We start from the raw sequence: 15,742 nt of genomic DNA on the forward strand, positions 1-15,742 counted from the left end.
GAATGCGGTGCTTCGCGGTTTTCGTGCTCCTCATCCGGCCTCTCTTTTGTTCTCGTTCCGGATTCCTCTTTTCCAATTCCGTCATGACAACTCCCGCGGACAGTTTCCCGCTCTGGACCGATGGCGCTCCCGGCGCACTCGGCTCGGCGCCACACGATATTCCGACGCTCACGCGTTATCCCGCCGCGAAGCCGAATGGCGCGACGATCCTCATTCTGCCCGGCGGCGGCTATGGCAACCTCGCGGCGCACGAAGGCGAGGGCTATGTCTCCTGGTTTACGGATCGCGGGGTGACTGCGTTCGTGCTGGCCTACCGGCTTGGTTCCCGCGGCTACCGGCACCCGGTCATGTTGCAGGACGTGGCGCGGGCGCTGCGCTGGACGCGCCATCTGGCGCGAGCGGAGGGGCGCGATCCGTCGCGGATCGCCATCATCGGCTGCTCGGCGGGCGGGCATCTCGCTTCGACGTTGCTCACGCATTTCGATGCGGGGCAGGCCGGCGCAACCGATGAGGTGGAGCGCGAGAGTTCGCGGCCTGACCTGGGCATCCTGTGCTATCCCGTCATCTCGTTCGGCACCTATGCGGCGCACACCGGCTCGATGAAAAACCTCCTCGGCGAAAATCCGCCCGCGGACCTCGTCTGGTCACTCTCCAACGAAGTGCAGGTGACGCCGCAAACCCCGCCGACCTTTTTGTGGCATACGGCCAACGATCCGGTGGTGCCGGTGGAAAACTCGTTCATGTTTGCGGGCGCGCTGCGACGGGCGGGCGTGCCGTTCGCGCTCCACGTTTTCGAAAATGGCCCGCACGGGCTCGGCATGCGGCCGGAAGCGCCGCCGTGGACGGATTGCCTCGACTTCTGGCTGCGCGAGCGCCGGTTTTTTTAAAAAATTGCAGCCGTACAGGATCCTGAAAACAGAACCACGGATATCACGGATGCACACGGATAAGAAGGAAGCGGCAAGGCATGGTTTGAATCCGTGATAATCCGTGAAATCCGTGGTTAAAAAACGGCTACAGCTTTATTTGAACCGCTCTGGCGAAGCGTGATTCAGCCGAGTTTCGGCACGTCGATCCACTTGCGATCGGCCCAGGACTGGAGGCCGAGTTCGGCGAGTTGCACGCCCTTGGCGCCTTGCAGCAGGTTCCAGGGGAACGGGTCGCCCTTGACGACGTGCTTCAGGAACAGCTCCCATTGCACCTTGAAGGCGTTGTCATAGGTGTCGTTGGAGGGGACGCGCGTCCAGCCGTCCTTGTAGTCGACCGGGCTGTCGATGTCGGGATTCCAGACGCAGCGCGGCGTGGCGGCCAGCGCCTGGGCCTTGCAGTCGCGGAGGCCGGCGACGGCGGAGCCGTGGGTGCCGTCCACCTGGAGGGTGAGCAGGTCGTCGCGGTTGACGCGCACGGCCCACGAGGAGTTGAAGTGGCAGATGACCCCGTTCTCGAGTTCGAAGGTCGCGTAGGCGGAGTCGTCGGCGGTGCACTTGTACTTCTTGCCGGCTTCGTCCCAGCGATGCGGGATGTGCGTGGCCCCGAGGCAGGACAGGCTCTTGATCTCGCCGAAGAGGTTCTGGATGACGTACTGCCAGTGGCAGAGCATGTCCACGATGATGCCGCCGTCCTCTTCCTTGCGGTAGTTCCACGAGGGGCGTTGCAGCTTTTCGTATTCGCCGGTGAAAACCCAGTAGCCGAACTCGCCGCGCACGGAGAGAATTTTTCCGAAAAAGCCGGTGTCGATGAGGTACTTCAGCTTCACGAGGCCGGGCAGCCAGAGCTTGTCCTGGACGACGCCATTCTTGAGGCCGGCGGCGGTGACTTCCTTGTAGAGCGCGAGGGCCTCCTTCGAGGTCGTGGCGGTGGGTTTTTCGCAGTAGATGTGTTTCTTCGCGGCGATGGCCTTGCGGACGCCGGCCGGGCGCTGGCCGGTGAGGGTGGAGTCGAAGTAGACCTGGTTTTCCGGATCGGCGAGCGCCTTGTCGAGGTCGGTCGTGATGCGCTCTTCGGGCAGACCGGCGCGCAGGGCGAGGGCGGCGAGTTTGGAGGCGCTGCGACCGACGAGGATCGGATCGGGCATGATGATCTCGCCGTCGGAGAGCTTTACGCCCCCCTGGTCGATGATGGCCTTGATCGAGCGGAGCAAGTGCTGGTTGGTGCCCATGCGTCCGGTGACGCCGTTCATGATGATGCCTACTTTGTGCGTGGTCATATGGTGGAAGGAGGAGGTGATGAGATGCCGGGGGATCGAAACTGGAACCGGCGGACAGCGTAGCGAAAACGGCGGCTTGCAGTTAGAACGTTTCCGATTCACCCTAGCACAAAACCGACTGCCGGCCCCGGCCGGAGAAGTTGGAAGTTGGTATTTTGAAATTGGCTGCGAATGTGGATCTCCTTCCGGTTGTATCCTCGCGACCTGTCCGCTGAATCTCGTCAACCCGCCAAACCCTCCCGTTTCCCATGCTCGGCTGGAGTCCCATCCTCATCCAGAAAATCGAAATCCAGGCACTCGGTTTCGTGTTGCGCAAATTGCAGCTCAACCGGCACCGCGAGGCGGAGGTGGCGGAGCATTCGCATCCGTTCACGCAACTGATCCTCTACCTGTCGGGCGAGGGCGGGCAGCTCGTGCGCGGGCGGCGTTACGAGGCGCGCGCGGGCGACCTGTTCGTGATCCCGCCGGAGGTGCCGCACGGGTTCGCGCTGACGGGCAACAGCCGTCCGCTCAATCTCGTGCTCGACTACGAGACGCTGCGTCCGGCCAGCCGGGTGGTGCACCGGCGGCTGCCACAACAATCGCTCAACGAACTGCACGGGTTGCTGGCCCGCGTGCCGACCAAGGGGCGGCCGACGCTCTCCGACTACCCGGCGATCATCGCGGTGATCGCGCGGCTGCTGGAGCCGGCGCGTCACCAGCAGCCGGAGGCGCCGCCCACGAGCGAGCCGCTGGTGGACCGGGTGCGCGCCGAATTGCGTGAAGCGCCCTCGCTCGGCGAGGTGGCGCGGCGGGCGGGCTATGTGCGCGACGCGCTGAGCCGGAAGCTGAAGCGCGAGCATGGCCTCGGCCTGCGCGCGATGCGCGACCAGGAACGGTTGCAGGCGGCGCAGGAAGCCTTGCGCGTGGTCGGGATGAGCATCGCGGGCGCGGCGACGCGGGCGGGGTTCGAGGACCCGAACTATTTCGCACGCTGGTTCCGGAAGCAGACAGGACAATCCCCGAGCGTCTGGCGGCGGATGTGAGCGTGAGCGCGCTGGCGTGACACGGGGGACCTGGATTGGCTGCACCAAAACCGATCCGAGCCATTTTACCGCGAAGGACGCGAAGGATGCGAAGAACAATAAAAAGCCCGATCTCTTCGCGCCCTTCGCAAGGCTACCCTGAGAAATCGTGCACAAAAGCGCATGATTGCCCTCGGTGCGGATGCGTTCCGGATTCAAACCGGGATGGCCACAAAAAACACAAAATTCCCATCTGCCCGACGGGAATCTCCCGCGCGCTTATAAGCGCGATGGAGGATTTCATGCGCAGTGTGTCTTTTCGTGTTTTTCGTGGCCATTCTTTCTGTCCCTTCGATTGCGGCTCTGCCGCCCAAGGTCCTTCGTGGTAAAAAAATCCGGACGGGGGAAGGGAGGCCAGGCGGCACCGGTCTGCTGAAACAGGCCGGTGGGATCGCCCGGGATTTGCAAAAATACGGAAGACATTGCATCTGCCCGGTTTTCTCGTAAATCGCCGGATCAGAAATCTACCACACCTGTTGCCTGCCGGGCGCCGGAGCGGCTGTGCGCTTCGTCGTATTGTCCGGCCGGGACGGCTCCTCCCGTCATGAATCTCGAAACCGACTCACCCTTTCCCGATCCCGGGAGACTGTTTTATCTCGGCATCCGGCGCCCGCTCGAGCTGATCCGCCAGTCGATCCGCGAGGGAGGGCCGATCCAGCAGTGGATCACGCGGCGGGGGCGGCGGGCGATGCAGCGCGCGGCGGCGGAAATGGAGCCTCTCCCCGTGCGGGCTCCGGAGGGAGACGAACCGGCGATCGCCATGCTGACGGGGGCGGGGTTTTATGCGCAGACGATTTTTTGCCTGCACTCGCTGTTGCGGCAGGCGGGAACGGAGCGGCTTCCGGTCTGTATCGTCGATGACGGTTCGCTCGGCGACTATACGGCAGTGGTGTCCTCGCGTTTTCCCGGGGTCAGGATTTTTTCGCCGCCGGAGATTCGTCGTGATCTGGAGCGCCGTTTTCCGTCTGGCGAGTTCCCGGCGCTGCGCGGGCACCGGAGGGTCTACAAACACCTGCGGAAGCTCGTGGACGTGCATGCCGTGCGGCCCGGCTGGAACCTGGTGCTCGATTCTGACATGCTGTTTTTCCGGAAACCGGAGACGGTGCTGCACTGGCTGGAGGCACCCTCGCGTCCGCTGGTGTTGACCGATCCGGCGGACGAGTACGGTTATCCGCGCGAGGTGCTCGACGAACTGGCCGGGGCCGAGCTCCCGCTCCGGATCAACGTCGGCATCATGGGGTTCAACTCGAACCGGGTGCCATGGAGCGCGGTGGAGACCTGGGCGTCGTCGCTTTTGCTGCGGCACGGGTCGAGCCCGCGCCTGACGCAGGCGCTCGTGACGATGTTGCTCGCCCACCGGCAGCCGGTGCAACTCGAGGCGGAGGATTACGTGGTGCGCCCGGAGCTGCCGGAGGCGAAAGCCTGCGCGGCGACGTTGCACCATTACGTGGAAGGGTCGCGGGCAATGTACTTCCGGCACAACTGGAAGCCGTTCACCGGAGGCGGAAGGGGTGATGGAGTGATGGCGTGACGGCACGGCGTGGCATCGCGCGGGCTTTCAGCCGCTTCGTGGGAGCGGCGGCATGGCAAGCTGTCGGCCTTCGGCCTCGGTACCTGCCGCTGTGACGAGGCGCAACACGCCTCGCCTCCGAACCGTGCGACGCTGCGCGTCGTCCAGCGGTCTGGAGACCGCCGCTCCCATGTGGCAGGAGCTTTCCCGTCCGTGTTTCGACGGCGCGGCTACGCTGGCCACGTCTGTTCGATCGGGAGCTCGTGAAGGATCAGTTCCGGGTTTTTCTCTACGAAATAGTGCATGCTCCATTCGTTGGGGAAGAGGACGATGGGGTGCCCGAACTTGTCGGCGCCGAAGCTCACGCCGCTGGCCACGACGATGGCGTTGGGATTTTCCAGCGCCGGATGCGGCTCGACCCAGCGCATGAGCGTCCAGGGAGCGGTTTCGAGGCGGGAGTCGGCGTTGTATTCACTTTTCAGGCGATATTGCACGACCTCGAACTGGAGCGGACCGACCGCCGCGAGAAGCGTGGCTCCGGGGGGAGCGTTGCGCGGCTGGAACGACTGGACGACGCCCTCCTGGAGGAGCTGTTCGAGGCCGGCGCGGTATTTCTTGGCGTCGGCCGAGACGGGATTGGAGATGTACGCGAACACCTCGGAGGGGAAGCGGGGGATTTCGTCGTAAAAAATGCTGCGATCCTCGGTGAGGGTGTCGCCGATGCCGAATTCGCTGTGGCCGACGAGGCCGATGACGTCGCCCGGCCAGGCTTCGTCCACGGTCTCGCGTTCCTGGCCGAAGAGCTTGTGCGAGGAGGAGAGGCGCACGCTTTTGCCGGTGCGCTGGTGGGTGACGACCATGTCGCGGGTGAACTTGCCGGAGCATACGCGGATGAAGGCGATGCGGTCGCGGTGCTTCGGGTCCATGTTGGCCTGGATCTTGAAGACGAAGCCGGAAAATTTTTCGCAGGTGACGGGCACTTCGCGCGCCTCGGTCGGCGCCGGTAATCCGGGAACGGATACGCTGACGGAGCGCCGCGTGGTGGGCGGGATGGAGTTTTTCAAAAACCCTTCGAGCAGGAGCTGCACGCCGAAGTTGTTGATCGCGGAGCCGAAGAAGACGGGGGTCTGTTTGCCGGCGTGAATGGCGGCGAGGTCGAATTCGGCGCTGGCGCCGTCGAGCATCTCGATCTGTTCGGCAACTTCACCGTACGTGTAGTCGTCGAGCTTGCTGCGCACGGCGGGGTCGTCGAGGCCGGTGACGTTGACGGGGGCCTGGTACGCGCCGCCGGGGACGCGTTCGAAGAGGTGGACTTGTTTGCTGCGGCGATCGAAGACGCCGCGGAAGGACGGACCGTTGCCGAGCGGCCAGGTGAGCGGGCAGGGGGCGAGGCCGAGGACGCGCTCGAGTTCGTCGATGAGCTCGAGCGGGTTGATCGTGGGGCGGTCGCACTTGTTCATGAAGGTCATGATGGGCACGCCGCGGCGGCGGCAGACCTCGAAGAGCTTGCGCGTCTGCGGCTCGATGCCCTTGGCGGCGTCGATGACCATGAGGGCGGCGTCCACGGCGGTGAGCACGCGGTAGGTGTCTTCGGAAAAGTCCTTGTGGCCGGGGGTGTCGAGGAGGTTGACGGCGTAGCCCTGGTAGTCGAACTGGAGGACAGTGGAGGAGACGGAGATGCCGCGCTGCTTTTCGAGTTCCATCCAGTCGGAGGTGGTGGCGCGCTGGTTCTTGCGGGCGGTGACGGTGCCGGCGAGGTGGATGGCGTTTCCGTAGAGAAGGAATTTTTCCGTGATGGTGGTCTTGCCGGCATCGGGATGCGAAATGATGGCGAACGTGCGGCGGCGGGCGATTTCCTGGGCGGGAGACATGGCGGGAATGCGGGATGGCGAATGCGGCGTGATGCGCGGAAGGAGATGCGAAACGAAAAGCCGCCAACGCAACAGGTCGGGGCAGGGGAGGGGAAGTTTTATTTGTCGGGGCAAGCGGGCGACGGGCGGCGCAGGGCCTCGGAAGAAGGCATGCCACCGGATTGGCCGGAGAACAAAAATTTGTCGGGAAACGATCTTGACGAATTTATCAGAGCCTGATTTTGAATCGTTTCAATGAAATCAACACCTCGTTCAACGATCACTGTTCAGGACGTCGCCCGCAATGCCGGCGTATCGGTGGGTACGGTGAGTCGGGTGCTGAACGGCGCGACGAACATCGCCCCGGAAAATCTCAAGAAGGTACAGGTCGCTATCGAGGAGCTCGGTTACCAGAAAAACCACTCCGCCGGTCTCCTCGCCTCGCGCCGCGTCGGCTCGGTCTCGCGCACAGGGAATATCGGGATGGTTTATACCGAGGCAGGTCCTTCGTGGAACAATCATCCACTTGTCGCCGCCTACACGTTGGGGGTGGAGCAGGCGTGTCAGGAAAAAGGCTTTCACTCGTTGATCGAGTTGTCAGGCGACGACAAGACCATGCCGCGTTGTGTCCGCGAGCGCAAAGTTGACGGCCTACTCATTCGTTGTACGCGTGCCGATCCCGAATTTCTGAAAACAGAGCGGCTTGACATTCCGGTTGTCTTCGTCGGCCTCAACAATCCTGCCGTCCATTTTCCGCAAGTTGCGCCAGACAATCAGGGTGCTGGCTGGATGATGGCTGACTACCTCTGGCAAAAAGGCCATCGCCGTATTGCCTTCCTCTGCACGGACGCATTGCACCCTTTTTTTATCGCACGTCTCCACGGCTATGAGAGCTACCTGCGGCAGAGGCAGGCATTTGTGCCCGGCTTGGTGACAATGAATGTGTTGCATCGGCCAGGTGATCGTACCCGGCCGGAATCGGTGCCGCCGAATATGGTTTCACTGCTCGATCCACTCCTCGCCCTTCCTACCGAGCAACGCCCCACCGCCATCCTCACCGCTAATGACTGGATGGCGCGCGGCCTCTACGACGCCCTCGCCGCGCGCGGCCTGACTGTGCCTGCCGACATGGCAGTGGCGGGGTTCGACAACATGGAGCCGCTCTGTGAGGCGATGATTCCTCCGTTAACGAGCTTCGACCTCGACTTCACCGCCGTGGCTCGCGCCGCCGCGATGGAGCTTTTCGACATGATCACTGTTCCTTCTGCACGTCGCGACCCCGCCGTCCACCTCGTGCGCGGGCGACTGGTCGAACGAGCGTCGGTTCGCTGATGCTTTTTGTACGAGTCACCGGCTTTCCGATTGATCCAACAACCCAATAAACCCAACACCCAAAATGCATATCAAATCGTATACCAGAAATCTGTTTGCCGCCCCCGCTGTCGTGGCCCTTGCCGCATTACTTGCGATCTCTGCCGCCCGCGCCATTGTCATCGATTTTGAAGCCGGTTCCGGTTACTCAACCACAGGAGGCGCCAGCGATGACGGCCGACTGGTTGGCCAGCCCTCCGGATCGGGACAAACAACCTGGACAAGTGCGGCCGCAGGTAACGCGCTGATTATTGTCGAAAACGGAGCCAATGGACAGGTGCTTCAGACAACCCAATCCGGTTCCGGCGGCAGCTCCTATGTTTTCGCATCATCTTCGGCTGACCTCGGTGGTGATTTTAACAGTACGAAATCCATCCTGTCCTTCGGTTTCACGTACCGGCTGGATGACACTCCTCGCGCAAATCTTGCACTCCTTCGTTTCGGTATCGGGACGGCCAGCGGCCCTGTGATTCAGGTCGAGATAATGTCCAATGGAAGGGTCAATTACGGGAGCGGAACCACCTATACCATTGCCGCGAAGGATTCACTCGGGGCTACTTTCCTCGCATTGGAAGGCGCTTGGGTAACGATTTCCGGAGAAGTCAATTTTTCAACGAACACCTATACGCTGACAGTCAACGGCGTGCAGCAACTCAACTCTGTCGGAGGCAGCGCATTTGATTTCCGGGCCAATGCGACTGATGCAAGCCGCGGAGCCGGCATACTCCTGACCGCGCGTGAACAAGCCAACGAGAACTGGATTCCGGTGTCCCTGGACAGCATAAGTCTCTCCCTGATTGCCATTCCCGAACCATCGTCTGCGGGGATGGCCCTTACGCTGGTGGTGCTGGCGGCAGCGGTGCTCGCCCGGGTAAATTTCAGAAAATGATTTCCGAATAAAAGATGATACAGGTATGGTGACCATGCCGGTGCCAGTCCGGGAGTGTTTCGCCCCGGGATCGACACAGGGCACACGACGCGACCGCCGGTCAGTCAGCCGGTCACCAGTTCCTGCAACGTTTAACCTCAACCCTGTTCTGTCATGCCCCGAAAATACGTTCCCTCCCGGAGTGAGCGGAAAGGATTCACCCTCATCGAGCTGATTGTCGTTGTGACCATTATCGGCATCCTTTCGGCAATCGTTCTGGTCTCGATTCGCGGAGCCCTGGCGACTGCGAGGAAAAGCCGGTGCCTGTCGAACATGCGTCAGATCGGCGTGGCTGTTCACCAATACATAGCCGATAACAAAGGGCGGTTGCCCTACGGCTATTGGACGGGTCATTCACCTTGGGACAAACTGATCGCCCCTTACATGAACATCACTGACCCGGATGGCGGGAAGGCCGCCGCAGTGCTGGCGTGTCCCAATGATCATTTGCCACCGATTTCACCTGCTACCCGGGTTCGCCGCACTTATTCTTTGGTACGAGCTAACAACTCGGGTATCAAAGGCGTCATTGACACCTCCAGCAACTCCACCCAGTCGCCGCGCATCTTCAGGATAACCGAAGTGGATTCGCCTGGCCGTCTGCTGCTTGCTGCGGAACTCAGTCACGCCAGCGCTACCGGAGACGGTTCCGACAGCTATTTCGGTGGTTCCGCCGCCAGCGTGATCGACCGGCCCAGAACGCAACTCGATGCCGGAGTCGGATCACGCCTTCACGACGGACGCTTCAGTTACCTGTTCGTTGACGGGCATGTGAAATCATATCGCCCGGAAGAAACAATCGGTGGTGGCACTCTCGACATTCCCAAGGGGATGTGGAGCCGATTCCACGAAAATTGATGGAGTAGTTATGCGAAAAATGACCCGACTGCTGATGTTATCGTGCCTCTCCGGCACAAGCCTTTCCCTTCTGCCTTTTACACATGCCTCGACCAGCGCCACTGCCAACTCCTTCCCTGTTGTTTCGATGAAGGAGTTTTGGACCAACGGAGTGAAAGAGGGTGACAACTATTGGCAGGGCGATCACTGGAAAACCGACAACGGCGTCCATGCCAGCACGCAGATGTACATGACAACTGCATATACGGTTGCCACGGGTGACAAGAGCCGCATGGACCATGTGTATTCACATTATCGTTACATCTTGCCGGACTGGAACGAGGAGGCCGGATGTTTCTGGAATCCCGGAAGCTACATGACGCAAGCGTGCATCGCGTTGACTTTTGCGCTCACGCTCGAAGAGGGGCGGGCTGTGCTGGAACCAGCGGTAGCGACAGACATGGAAGCGAAGTTGCGCCGTCTGTGTGTCGGTCTGAGCCGCAGCGGAACGAGCCTGGTGAAGGACGACGACTTGCGAGCCTGCAACCAGGACGCCGTCGCCGCCGCGGCGCTTTCACTGGCAGGCGAATTGCTGGACAATCCCGAAATCAGGGGATGGGGGCATCTCAAGCTGCTCCAGATCCTGAATGCCAGTTCCGGACCATTCTGGACCGAGGGCGGGGTGGACATCAGCTACCAGGGAGTGGGCGAGTCGTCTTTCGCAATGGCGGCGGATTTGCAGTGGGATAATCTGAGTGCCGGTCAAAAACGACGTGTGATGGATTTGTTGATGCGTCCTCTGGCAACCCAGGGACTGAACCTTGAGGCGATGCGCTCGGAGAGCAATCTGTCCATGCTGTCGCGGCCGGTAGCGTCGCGGGCGAGTTCGATGACAGGAAGGGTGGGCGATCCGTATCTGGCGTGGGGTGTGCGCCAGACTTTTGAAGATGTGCGAGGCATGAAGAGCCGGTTCTGGTTGTTCGATACGCCGACCATGACTTTTTACCGGGGCGTGAAACGCAACGCCGGGCTTCTGGAAAACATGCCGCTGGAGGCGGTGCCGCCGGGCTGGGGAGGACAGGCAGAGTTGACCATGCACCGGAGCGAGTTCCAATGGGCCGCATCCACGGACGAAAAAACATTTATCACAAGCGAGAATACGCTGGTCGCGATGTTCGCTGACATCAGCCGACAGCATCCGGATTACCCGAAAAAAAAGCGTAATCTCGCGGTCGCTCCGAAGCAGTTCAATGCGGGTGGCCTGCGTTACATCGGGAAAGGGGGGCGCGTGTTCGTGTGGGCCGATGCCGAATACGGTTTCCCGCGTGTATGGCAGGGCGGGGAGGACGATGCAGACAACGTCAACGGTGCTCCGCTGCGTTTGCTGACGGAAATGCAGGCCGGGTATTTCGGCAGCCAATACCATTTGTCGCAATCGGTTCGTCCCTCCGACGGGGAAAACCGGGCACTCGTGACGCAGCGGTTCGCCGTGCTCGGGGATATGGTGCTTTTGATATTGGAGGCGGACGGGGAGCTCTCGCGGATAACGTCTCCGCGTTATGCACTGACCGTTCCTGTTAAAAATGCGGTTTCGACGGATGGGCCGATGCTTGCTTGGGACGATGGCACGCTGATCAACGGAAACGATGTGCGCCGTCAGGCGCTGATCGCTGCGGACGGAGGGATGCTGCGCCTCGTGGCTGCCAATCGAAAGGCTTACTTGGCCAACGAACGAATGAGGATATGGGTTGATGGAGGGCAACGCCATGCTTCTCCCACGATGCCGCTTTCCCAAGCGGAAATCCCGCTCGTGGCTGGTGGACGGCGCTGGGCGCTGCTTTGTTGCGATGGCGACGCGGTTCGCTGGGAAAAACTGCAAAAGAGCATTTTGCTGGAGCAGGACGATGCGGGTGGCGTATTGCAGTTCCGGGATGGCGAGCGGGATTATGTGGTCGTGCTCGACAGAAAGGAATCCGGAAAATCCGCCGTCCGGCGAGTCGGGGTTGGCGCCAACCAAGTTGGTTTCGTTGGAGCAACTCCGGGTCGAATTCATTGTGCAGTGATTGAAAAAGGAGCATTGGTCGGCGCGATGTTTCAGGGGACTGAAATCTCGTGGAATGGTCAGACCATCGCACGAGCGGCAGCGGCGAAAGCGATTGCGATTTCACTGTTGAAGCGGCCAACCGGCTGGTTTGTCAGCGTCGAAGATGGTCCGGCTATGGTCGATCCGGCCGGGCTTCGCTCGGGCGTGACGGGAACCGGTCTTTTGGACGGTTCACAGCTGAATCTGAAAAACGCCTTGGATAATGACCGCGTCTGGATCCCTTGATCGTACGCAAGCGAAAGGGCTGCAGGATTTGTTTTCCTGAATTTAGATATGCAATTGTTCCAGTTCGAACCGATCAGGGCAGAAAATGGCTTCCGCATGGAAGACTATTGGGTGTGGGATCCGTCGGTGATTCGTGGTCCGGATGGCCGCTGGCACATGTTTGCCTCGCGCTGGCCAAAGTGGCTGCCCTTTCATCCGGGATGGCTGGTGCGCTCGGAGGTGGTCAGAGCGGAAGCGGCCAAGCCGGAGGGACCTTACACGTTCAAACAAGTGGTGCTGGCTGCACGTGGCCCGGAATACTGGGATGGTTGCACAACGCACAATCCGACGATCCGGTTTTTCGAGGGACGTTATTTTTTGTTCTATATGGGCAGCACGCATCCGCTGAAGGACGTGCGGTCCGAAGAAGGCGAACGCACCTTGTCGATCGAAGACCCGCGTGTGATCGTTGCCCGTTCGATGAAGCGGATTGGTGTCGCATGGGCGGACAACCTTGAGGGTCCATGGCATCGGCAGGATGCGCCGCTTCTGCCAACCCGGCCGGGAACGTTTTACAGCTTTCTCACCTCCAACCCGGCTCCCTGGATTCACGAGAGTGGACAGGTGACAATGTTGTTCAAGGCACGTGCTTGGGAGGGGCACACTAACGGGCGCATGAGCATCGGTGTTGCTACCGCTCCCGGGCCACTTGGTCCGTATTCGGTTATCGGTGACAAACCGGTTTTTGATGGCGGAAGTTCACGGGAAATCGAGGATCCGTTTTTATGGCAGGATGCTTCGGACGGCAGTGGGTTCAGGATGGTCGCCAAGGATATGCACGGGACATGGTCCGCCAATGGAGTGAAGGGAGGCGGCGCTTATATGTGTTCGAAAGACGCGCTTCACTGGATGCCCGGCATGCCACGAGTTGCCTGGAGATTGGAAATCCCGTTGGCGATTTCTGGCAAGAAGGCGAGCGAGAGCGTGCAAATGACAAAAATGGGAAACATCGAGCGTCCTTTTTTGCTGATGGACCACAACAACGGGACCCGCATCACACACCTCTGCGCAGCCGTTTCGAATGGTCACGACGGTTGGGCCGGAGCGACGGCAACCTGGAATGTTATCATCCCTGTTCGCATTGCAGATGGCTCCGGCCTTGCCCGGCGGACTCGCACGCCGAATTGAAGCAAACGGGCCGTTTCTCTGCGGAGCCAAAAAACGATCCGATTTTCCGATCCCGTTTTATTCGAAATTGTTCGAATCCTGCAAAAGTGCCTCAGTCCTTCACGAACTCGATGAGCATGACGTGAACAATCCGGGCGCCATGATCCACCCAGTAGGTGATGATGATGTTTTCACGCACAACCACGGGATAGGTCCGTCCTTCGGAGGAAGATTCCTTCAGGTCGGCCTCTGCAAACGGGTTTCCCGCCAGTTGCTCGATCGCATCCATTGTCATGCGGCGCCAGCGCGTCGATGCTCCAAGCAACGAACGAATGGCCTTCGAGGACAGGCTGAAATCGTAACCGGGTGGCATCAGGCTCCTGATTTCTCGAGTGAGGAGACCAGATTGCGCACCTCATCAAGGCTCATCTTGTGACCCTGCTCCATGTCGTGCCAGATCGCGTCGAGTTCTGCGAGCCGGGACGGGGTATTGTGCTGCGACAAAGCCTTGAACCACGCGGCCAGATGCAAGGTTTCCGATGGGGTCAAGTGTTGGCTTTCTGCTTTGATTTCAGCAACGGACATGATTCTCAATATGGAGATCTTTTGGCTTCTTTCAAGCAGGGGCTTTGCCACCGGAGAGGAGTATGTGCGTACGCCGATGCGCGAACACACGTGGCATGCAGGCTTGCCAGTGCGGGAGCGGAGTCGCAGAAAACACGGTTTCATTCGGTTGTTAACCGTTATTAACCGTAAAAACTATCCATGCAAAAGCTGGCCCTTCTCTCGGTGAGTGACAAACGCGGTCTGGCGGACTTCGCCACCGCTCTCGTAAAACAGCACGGCTACAAGCTGCTCTCGACCGGCGGCACCGCAAAGCTCCTCGCAGAGAAGGGGTTGCCCGTTACCGAAGTCAGCCAGCACACCGGCTTTCCTGAAATGATGGAGGGTCGCGTCAAGACCCTGCATCCCAAAATCCACGGCGGGCTCCTCTGCCGTCGCGACAAGGCCGATCACCTCGCCGCCGCCAGCCAGCACGGCATCGACCTGATCGACCTCGTCGTCGTGAACCTTTATCCGTTCGAGCAGACCGTGGCGAAGCCGCACGTCGAGTTCGAGGAAGCCATCGAAAACATCGACATCGGCGGCCCCTCCATGCTGCGCAGCGCGGCGAAAAACCACGAGAGCGTCACCGTGGTGTGTGATCCCGATGATTACACGGGCGTGCTCGCTGCGTTTTCCGCTGCGGACAAGGGCGACGCTACCGGACAGACCGCGCTTGCCGCGCTTCGCCGCAAGCTCGCCCTGAAAGTTTTCCAGCGCACCGGCAGCTACGACACGGCCATCGCCGCATACCTCGAAAAACAACTCGCCGCGGCCGAAGCCGAGGCGGCGGACGCGCCCGACCTCGCCGCGCTCGGCGGGTTCCCGGAACAGTTTTCGCTCAGCTACAAAAAAGCACAGTCGCTCCGCTACGGCGAAAACCCGCACCAGCAGGCCGCGCTCTATGGCACGTTCCACGACCATTTCCAGCAACTCCAGGGCAAGGAGCTTTCGTATAACAACATCCTGGACATCACCTCGGCGACGTACCTGATCGGCGAATTCGAAAAGCCGACCGTCGCGATCCTGAAGCACACCAACCCGTGTGGCGTGGCCAGCGCGGATACGTTGCTCGAGGCGTGGCACGCCGCCTTCGAGACCGACAAGCAGGCGCCCTTCGGCGGCATCATCGTGGTCAACCGCACGCTCGACACCGATGTGGCCGAGCAGATCAAGGACATCTTTACGGAGGTCATCATCGCTCCGCGGTTCACGGATGCGGCGCTGGCGATCTTTGCCAAAAAGAAAAACCTGCGCCTGATGATTGCGAAGGAAGGACTCGGCGCCGATTCGCTCCAGGATGTGCGTTCCGTGGTCGGCGGCCTGCTCGTGCAGGATCGCAACATCAAGCTCGGCAACCCGGCCGACTTCAAGGTCGTCACGAAACGTCAGCCCACCGCCGAGGAATGGGCGACGATGCTTTTCGGCTGGCGCGTGTGCAAGCACGTCAAGTCCAACGCCATCGTCTACTGTCGCGGCGAGCGCACGCTCGGCGTGGGTGCGGGCCAGATGGCGCGGGTGGACAGTTCGCGGATCGCGGTCTGGAAGGCCGGCGAGGCGAAGCTCGATCTGCACGGTTCCGTGGTGGTGAGCGAGGCGCTGTTCCCGTTTGCCGACGGGCTCGTTGCGGCGGCCGATGCAGGCGCCACGGCGGCGATCCAGCCGGGCGGTTCGGTGCGCGACGAGGAAGTCATCAAGGCCGCCGACGAACGCGGCATGGCGATGGTGTTCACCGGCATCCGGCATTTCAAACACTGAGGGGATCGACGGAGCGGCGGCATGGCAAGCTGTCGGCCTTCGGCCTCGGTACTTGCCGCTGTGACGAGGCGCGGCAGCGCCTCGCCCCGAAGACGGAAAACCGTGCGAAATCGCAGCCGCTTCGCCTGACGTACGGTTCT

At 61.0% G+C, this 15,742-nt stretch carries 14 protein-coding genes; 9 read left to right on the top strand and 5 right to left on the bottom strand.

All coding sequences use genetic code 11. The features are described from left to right. The first annotated feature begins 83 nt into the window (after positions 1 to 83). Entirely contained in the window at positions 84 to 887 is an 804-nt protein-coding gene (locus OPIT5_24250) for an endo-1,4-beta-xylanase (protein ID AHF92837.1), read from the top strand. A 164-nt stretch (positions 888 to 1,051) separates the two neighbouring features. On the opposite strand, the gene OPIT5_24255 is transcribed toward OPIT5_24250, so the two are convergent. After that, on the bottom strand, positions 1,052 to 2,206 hold the full coding sequence (locus OPIT5_24255; GenBank protein ID AHF92838.1) for an oxidoreductase: 1,155 nt from the start codon (positions 2,204 to 2,206) through the stop codon (positions 1,052 to 1,054). A gap of 248 nt (positions 2,207 to 2,454) precedes the next feature. Here OPIT5_24255 and OPIT5_24260 point away from each other — a divergent pair, with 248 nt between their 5' ends. Beyond that, positions 2,455 to 3,231 (top strand): AraC family transcriptional regulator, encoded by a 777-nt coding sequence (locus OPIT5_24260; GenBank protein ID AHF92839.1) that lies wholly within the window; start codon positions 2,455 to 2,457, stop codon positions 3,229 to 3,231. 279 nt (positions 3,232 to 3,510) lie between these two features. Here the strand turns inward: OPIT5_24260 and OPIT5_24265 are convergent, their stop codons facing one another. Beyond that, a complete protein-coding gene (locus tag OPIT5_24265) occupies positions 3,511 to 3,693 on the bottom strand; it encodes a hypothetical protein (GenBank protein AHF92840.1) in 183 nt (60 codons plus the stop codon). 121 nt (positions 3,694 to 3,814) lie between these two features. On the opposite strand from OPIT5_24265, the gene OPIT5_24270 reads away from it, so the two are divergent. Next, positions 3,815 to 4,801, top strand: coding sequence for a glycosyl transferase family 2 (locus OPIT5_24270; GenBank protein ID AHF92841.1), 987 nt, complete (start codon positions 3,815 to 3,817; stop codon positions 4,799 to 4,801). Between the two features lie 209 nt (positions 4,802 to 5,010). Here the strand turns inward: OPIT5_24270 and OPIT5_24275 are convergent, their stop codons facing one another. Then, a complete protein-coding gene (locus tag OPIT5_24275; protein ID AHF92842.1) occupies positions 5,011 to 6,651 on the bottom strand; it encodes a peptide chain release factor 3 in 1,641 nt (546 codons plus the stop codon). A gap of 234 nt (positions 6,652 to 6,885) precedes the next feature. On the opposite strand from OPIT5_24275, the gene OPIT5_24280 reads away from it, so the two are divergent. The 5 genes from OPIT5_24280 (at position 6,886) to OPIT5_24300 (ending at position 13,262) form a co-directional block, all read left to right on the top strand. After that, complete coding sequence (locus OPIT5_24280) at positions 6,886 to 7,962, top strand: alanine racemase (GenBank protein AHF92843.1); 1,077 nt, start codon at positions 6,886 to 6,888, stop codon at positions 7,960 to 7,962. A gap of 64 nt (positions 7,963 to 8,026) precedes the next feature. Continuing rightward, the gene (locus tag OPIT5_24285) at positions 8,027 to 8,890 is read left to right on the top strand and encodes a hypothetical protein (GenBank protein ID AHF94732.1); all 864 of its coding nucleotides are present in this window, start codon (positions 8,027 to 8,029) and stop codon (positions 8,888 to 8,890) included. Between the two features lie 153 nt (positions 8,891 to 9,043). Continuing rightward, positions 9,044 to 9,787 carry an N-terminal cleavage protein gene (locus tag OPIT5_24290; GenBank protein AHF92844.1) on the top strand — a complete coding sequence of 248 codons (744 nt, stop codon included), beginning with the start codon at positions 9,044 to 9,046 and terminating at the stop codon, positions 9,785 to 9,787. A 10-nt stretch (positions 9,788 to 9,797) separates the two neighbouring features. Further along, positions 9,798 to 12,095, top strand: coding sequence for a hypothetical protein (locus OPIT5_24295; protein ID AHF94733.1), 2,298 nt, complete (start codon positions 9,798 to 9,800; stop codon positions 12,093 to 12,095). A 48-nt stretch (positions 12,096 to 12,143) separates the two neighbouring features. After that, complete coding sequence (locus OPIT5_24300) at positions 12,144 to 13,262, top strand: hypothetical protein (GenBank protein AHF92845.1); 1,119 nt, start codon at positions 12,144 to 12,146, stop codon at positions 13,260 to 13,262. Positions 13,263 to 13,353: 91 nt separating this feature from the next. On the opposite strand, the gene OPIT5_24305 is transcribed toward OPIT5_24300, so the two are convergent. Beyond that, entirely contained in the window at positions 13,354 to 13,614 is a 261-nt protein-coding gene (locus tag OPIT5_24305) for a hypothetical protein (GenBank protein AHF92846.1), read from the bottom strand. After that, positions 13,614 to 13,826 (bottom strand): hypothetical protein, encoded by a 213-nt coding sequence (locus OPIT5_24310; GenBank protein ID AHF92847.1) that lies wholly within the window; start codon positions 13,824 to 13,826, stop codon positions 13,614 to 13,616. The genes OPIT5_24305 and OPIT5_24310 overlap by 1 nt, the downstream gene beginning before the upstream one ends. Before the next feature lie 180 nt (positions 13,827 to 14,006). On the opposite strand from OPIT5_24310, the gene OPIT5_24315 reads away from it, so the two are divergent. Beyond that, positions 14,007 to 15,602 (top strand): IMP cyclohydrolase, encoded by a 1,596-nt coding sequence (locus tag OPIT5_24315; GenBank protein ID AHF92848.1) that lies wholly within the window; start codon positions 14,007 to 14,009, stop codon positions 15,600 to 15,602. Positions 15,603 to 15,742: the final 140 nt, after the last annotated feature.

Source organism: Opitutaceae bacterium TAV5 (assembly GCA_000242935.3).
Taxonomy (GTDB): Bacteria; Verrucomicrobiota; Verrucomicrobiia; order Opitutales; family Opitutaceae; genus Geminisphaera.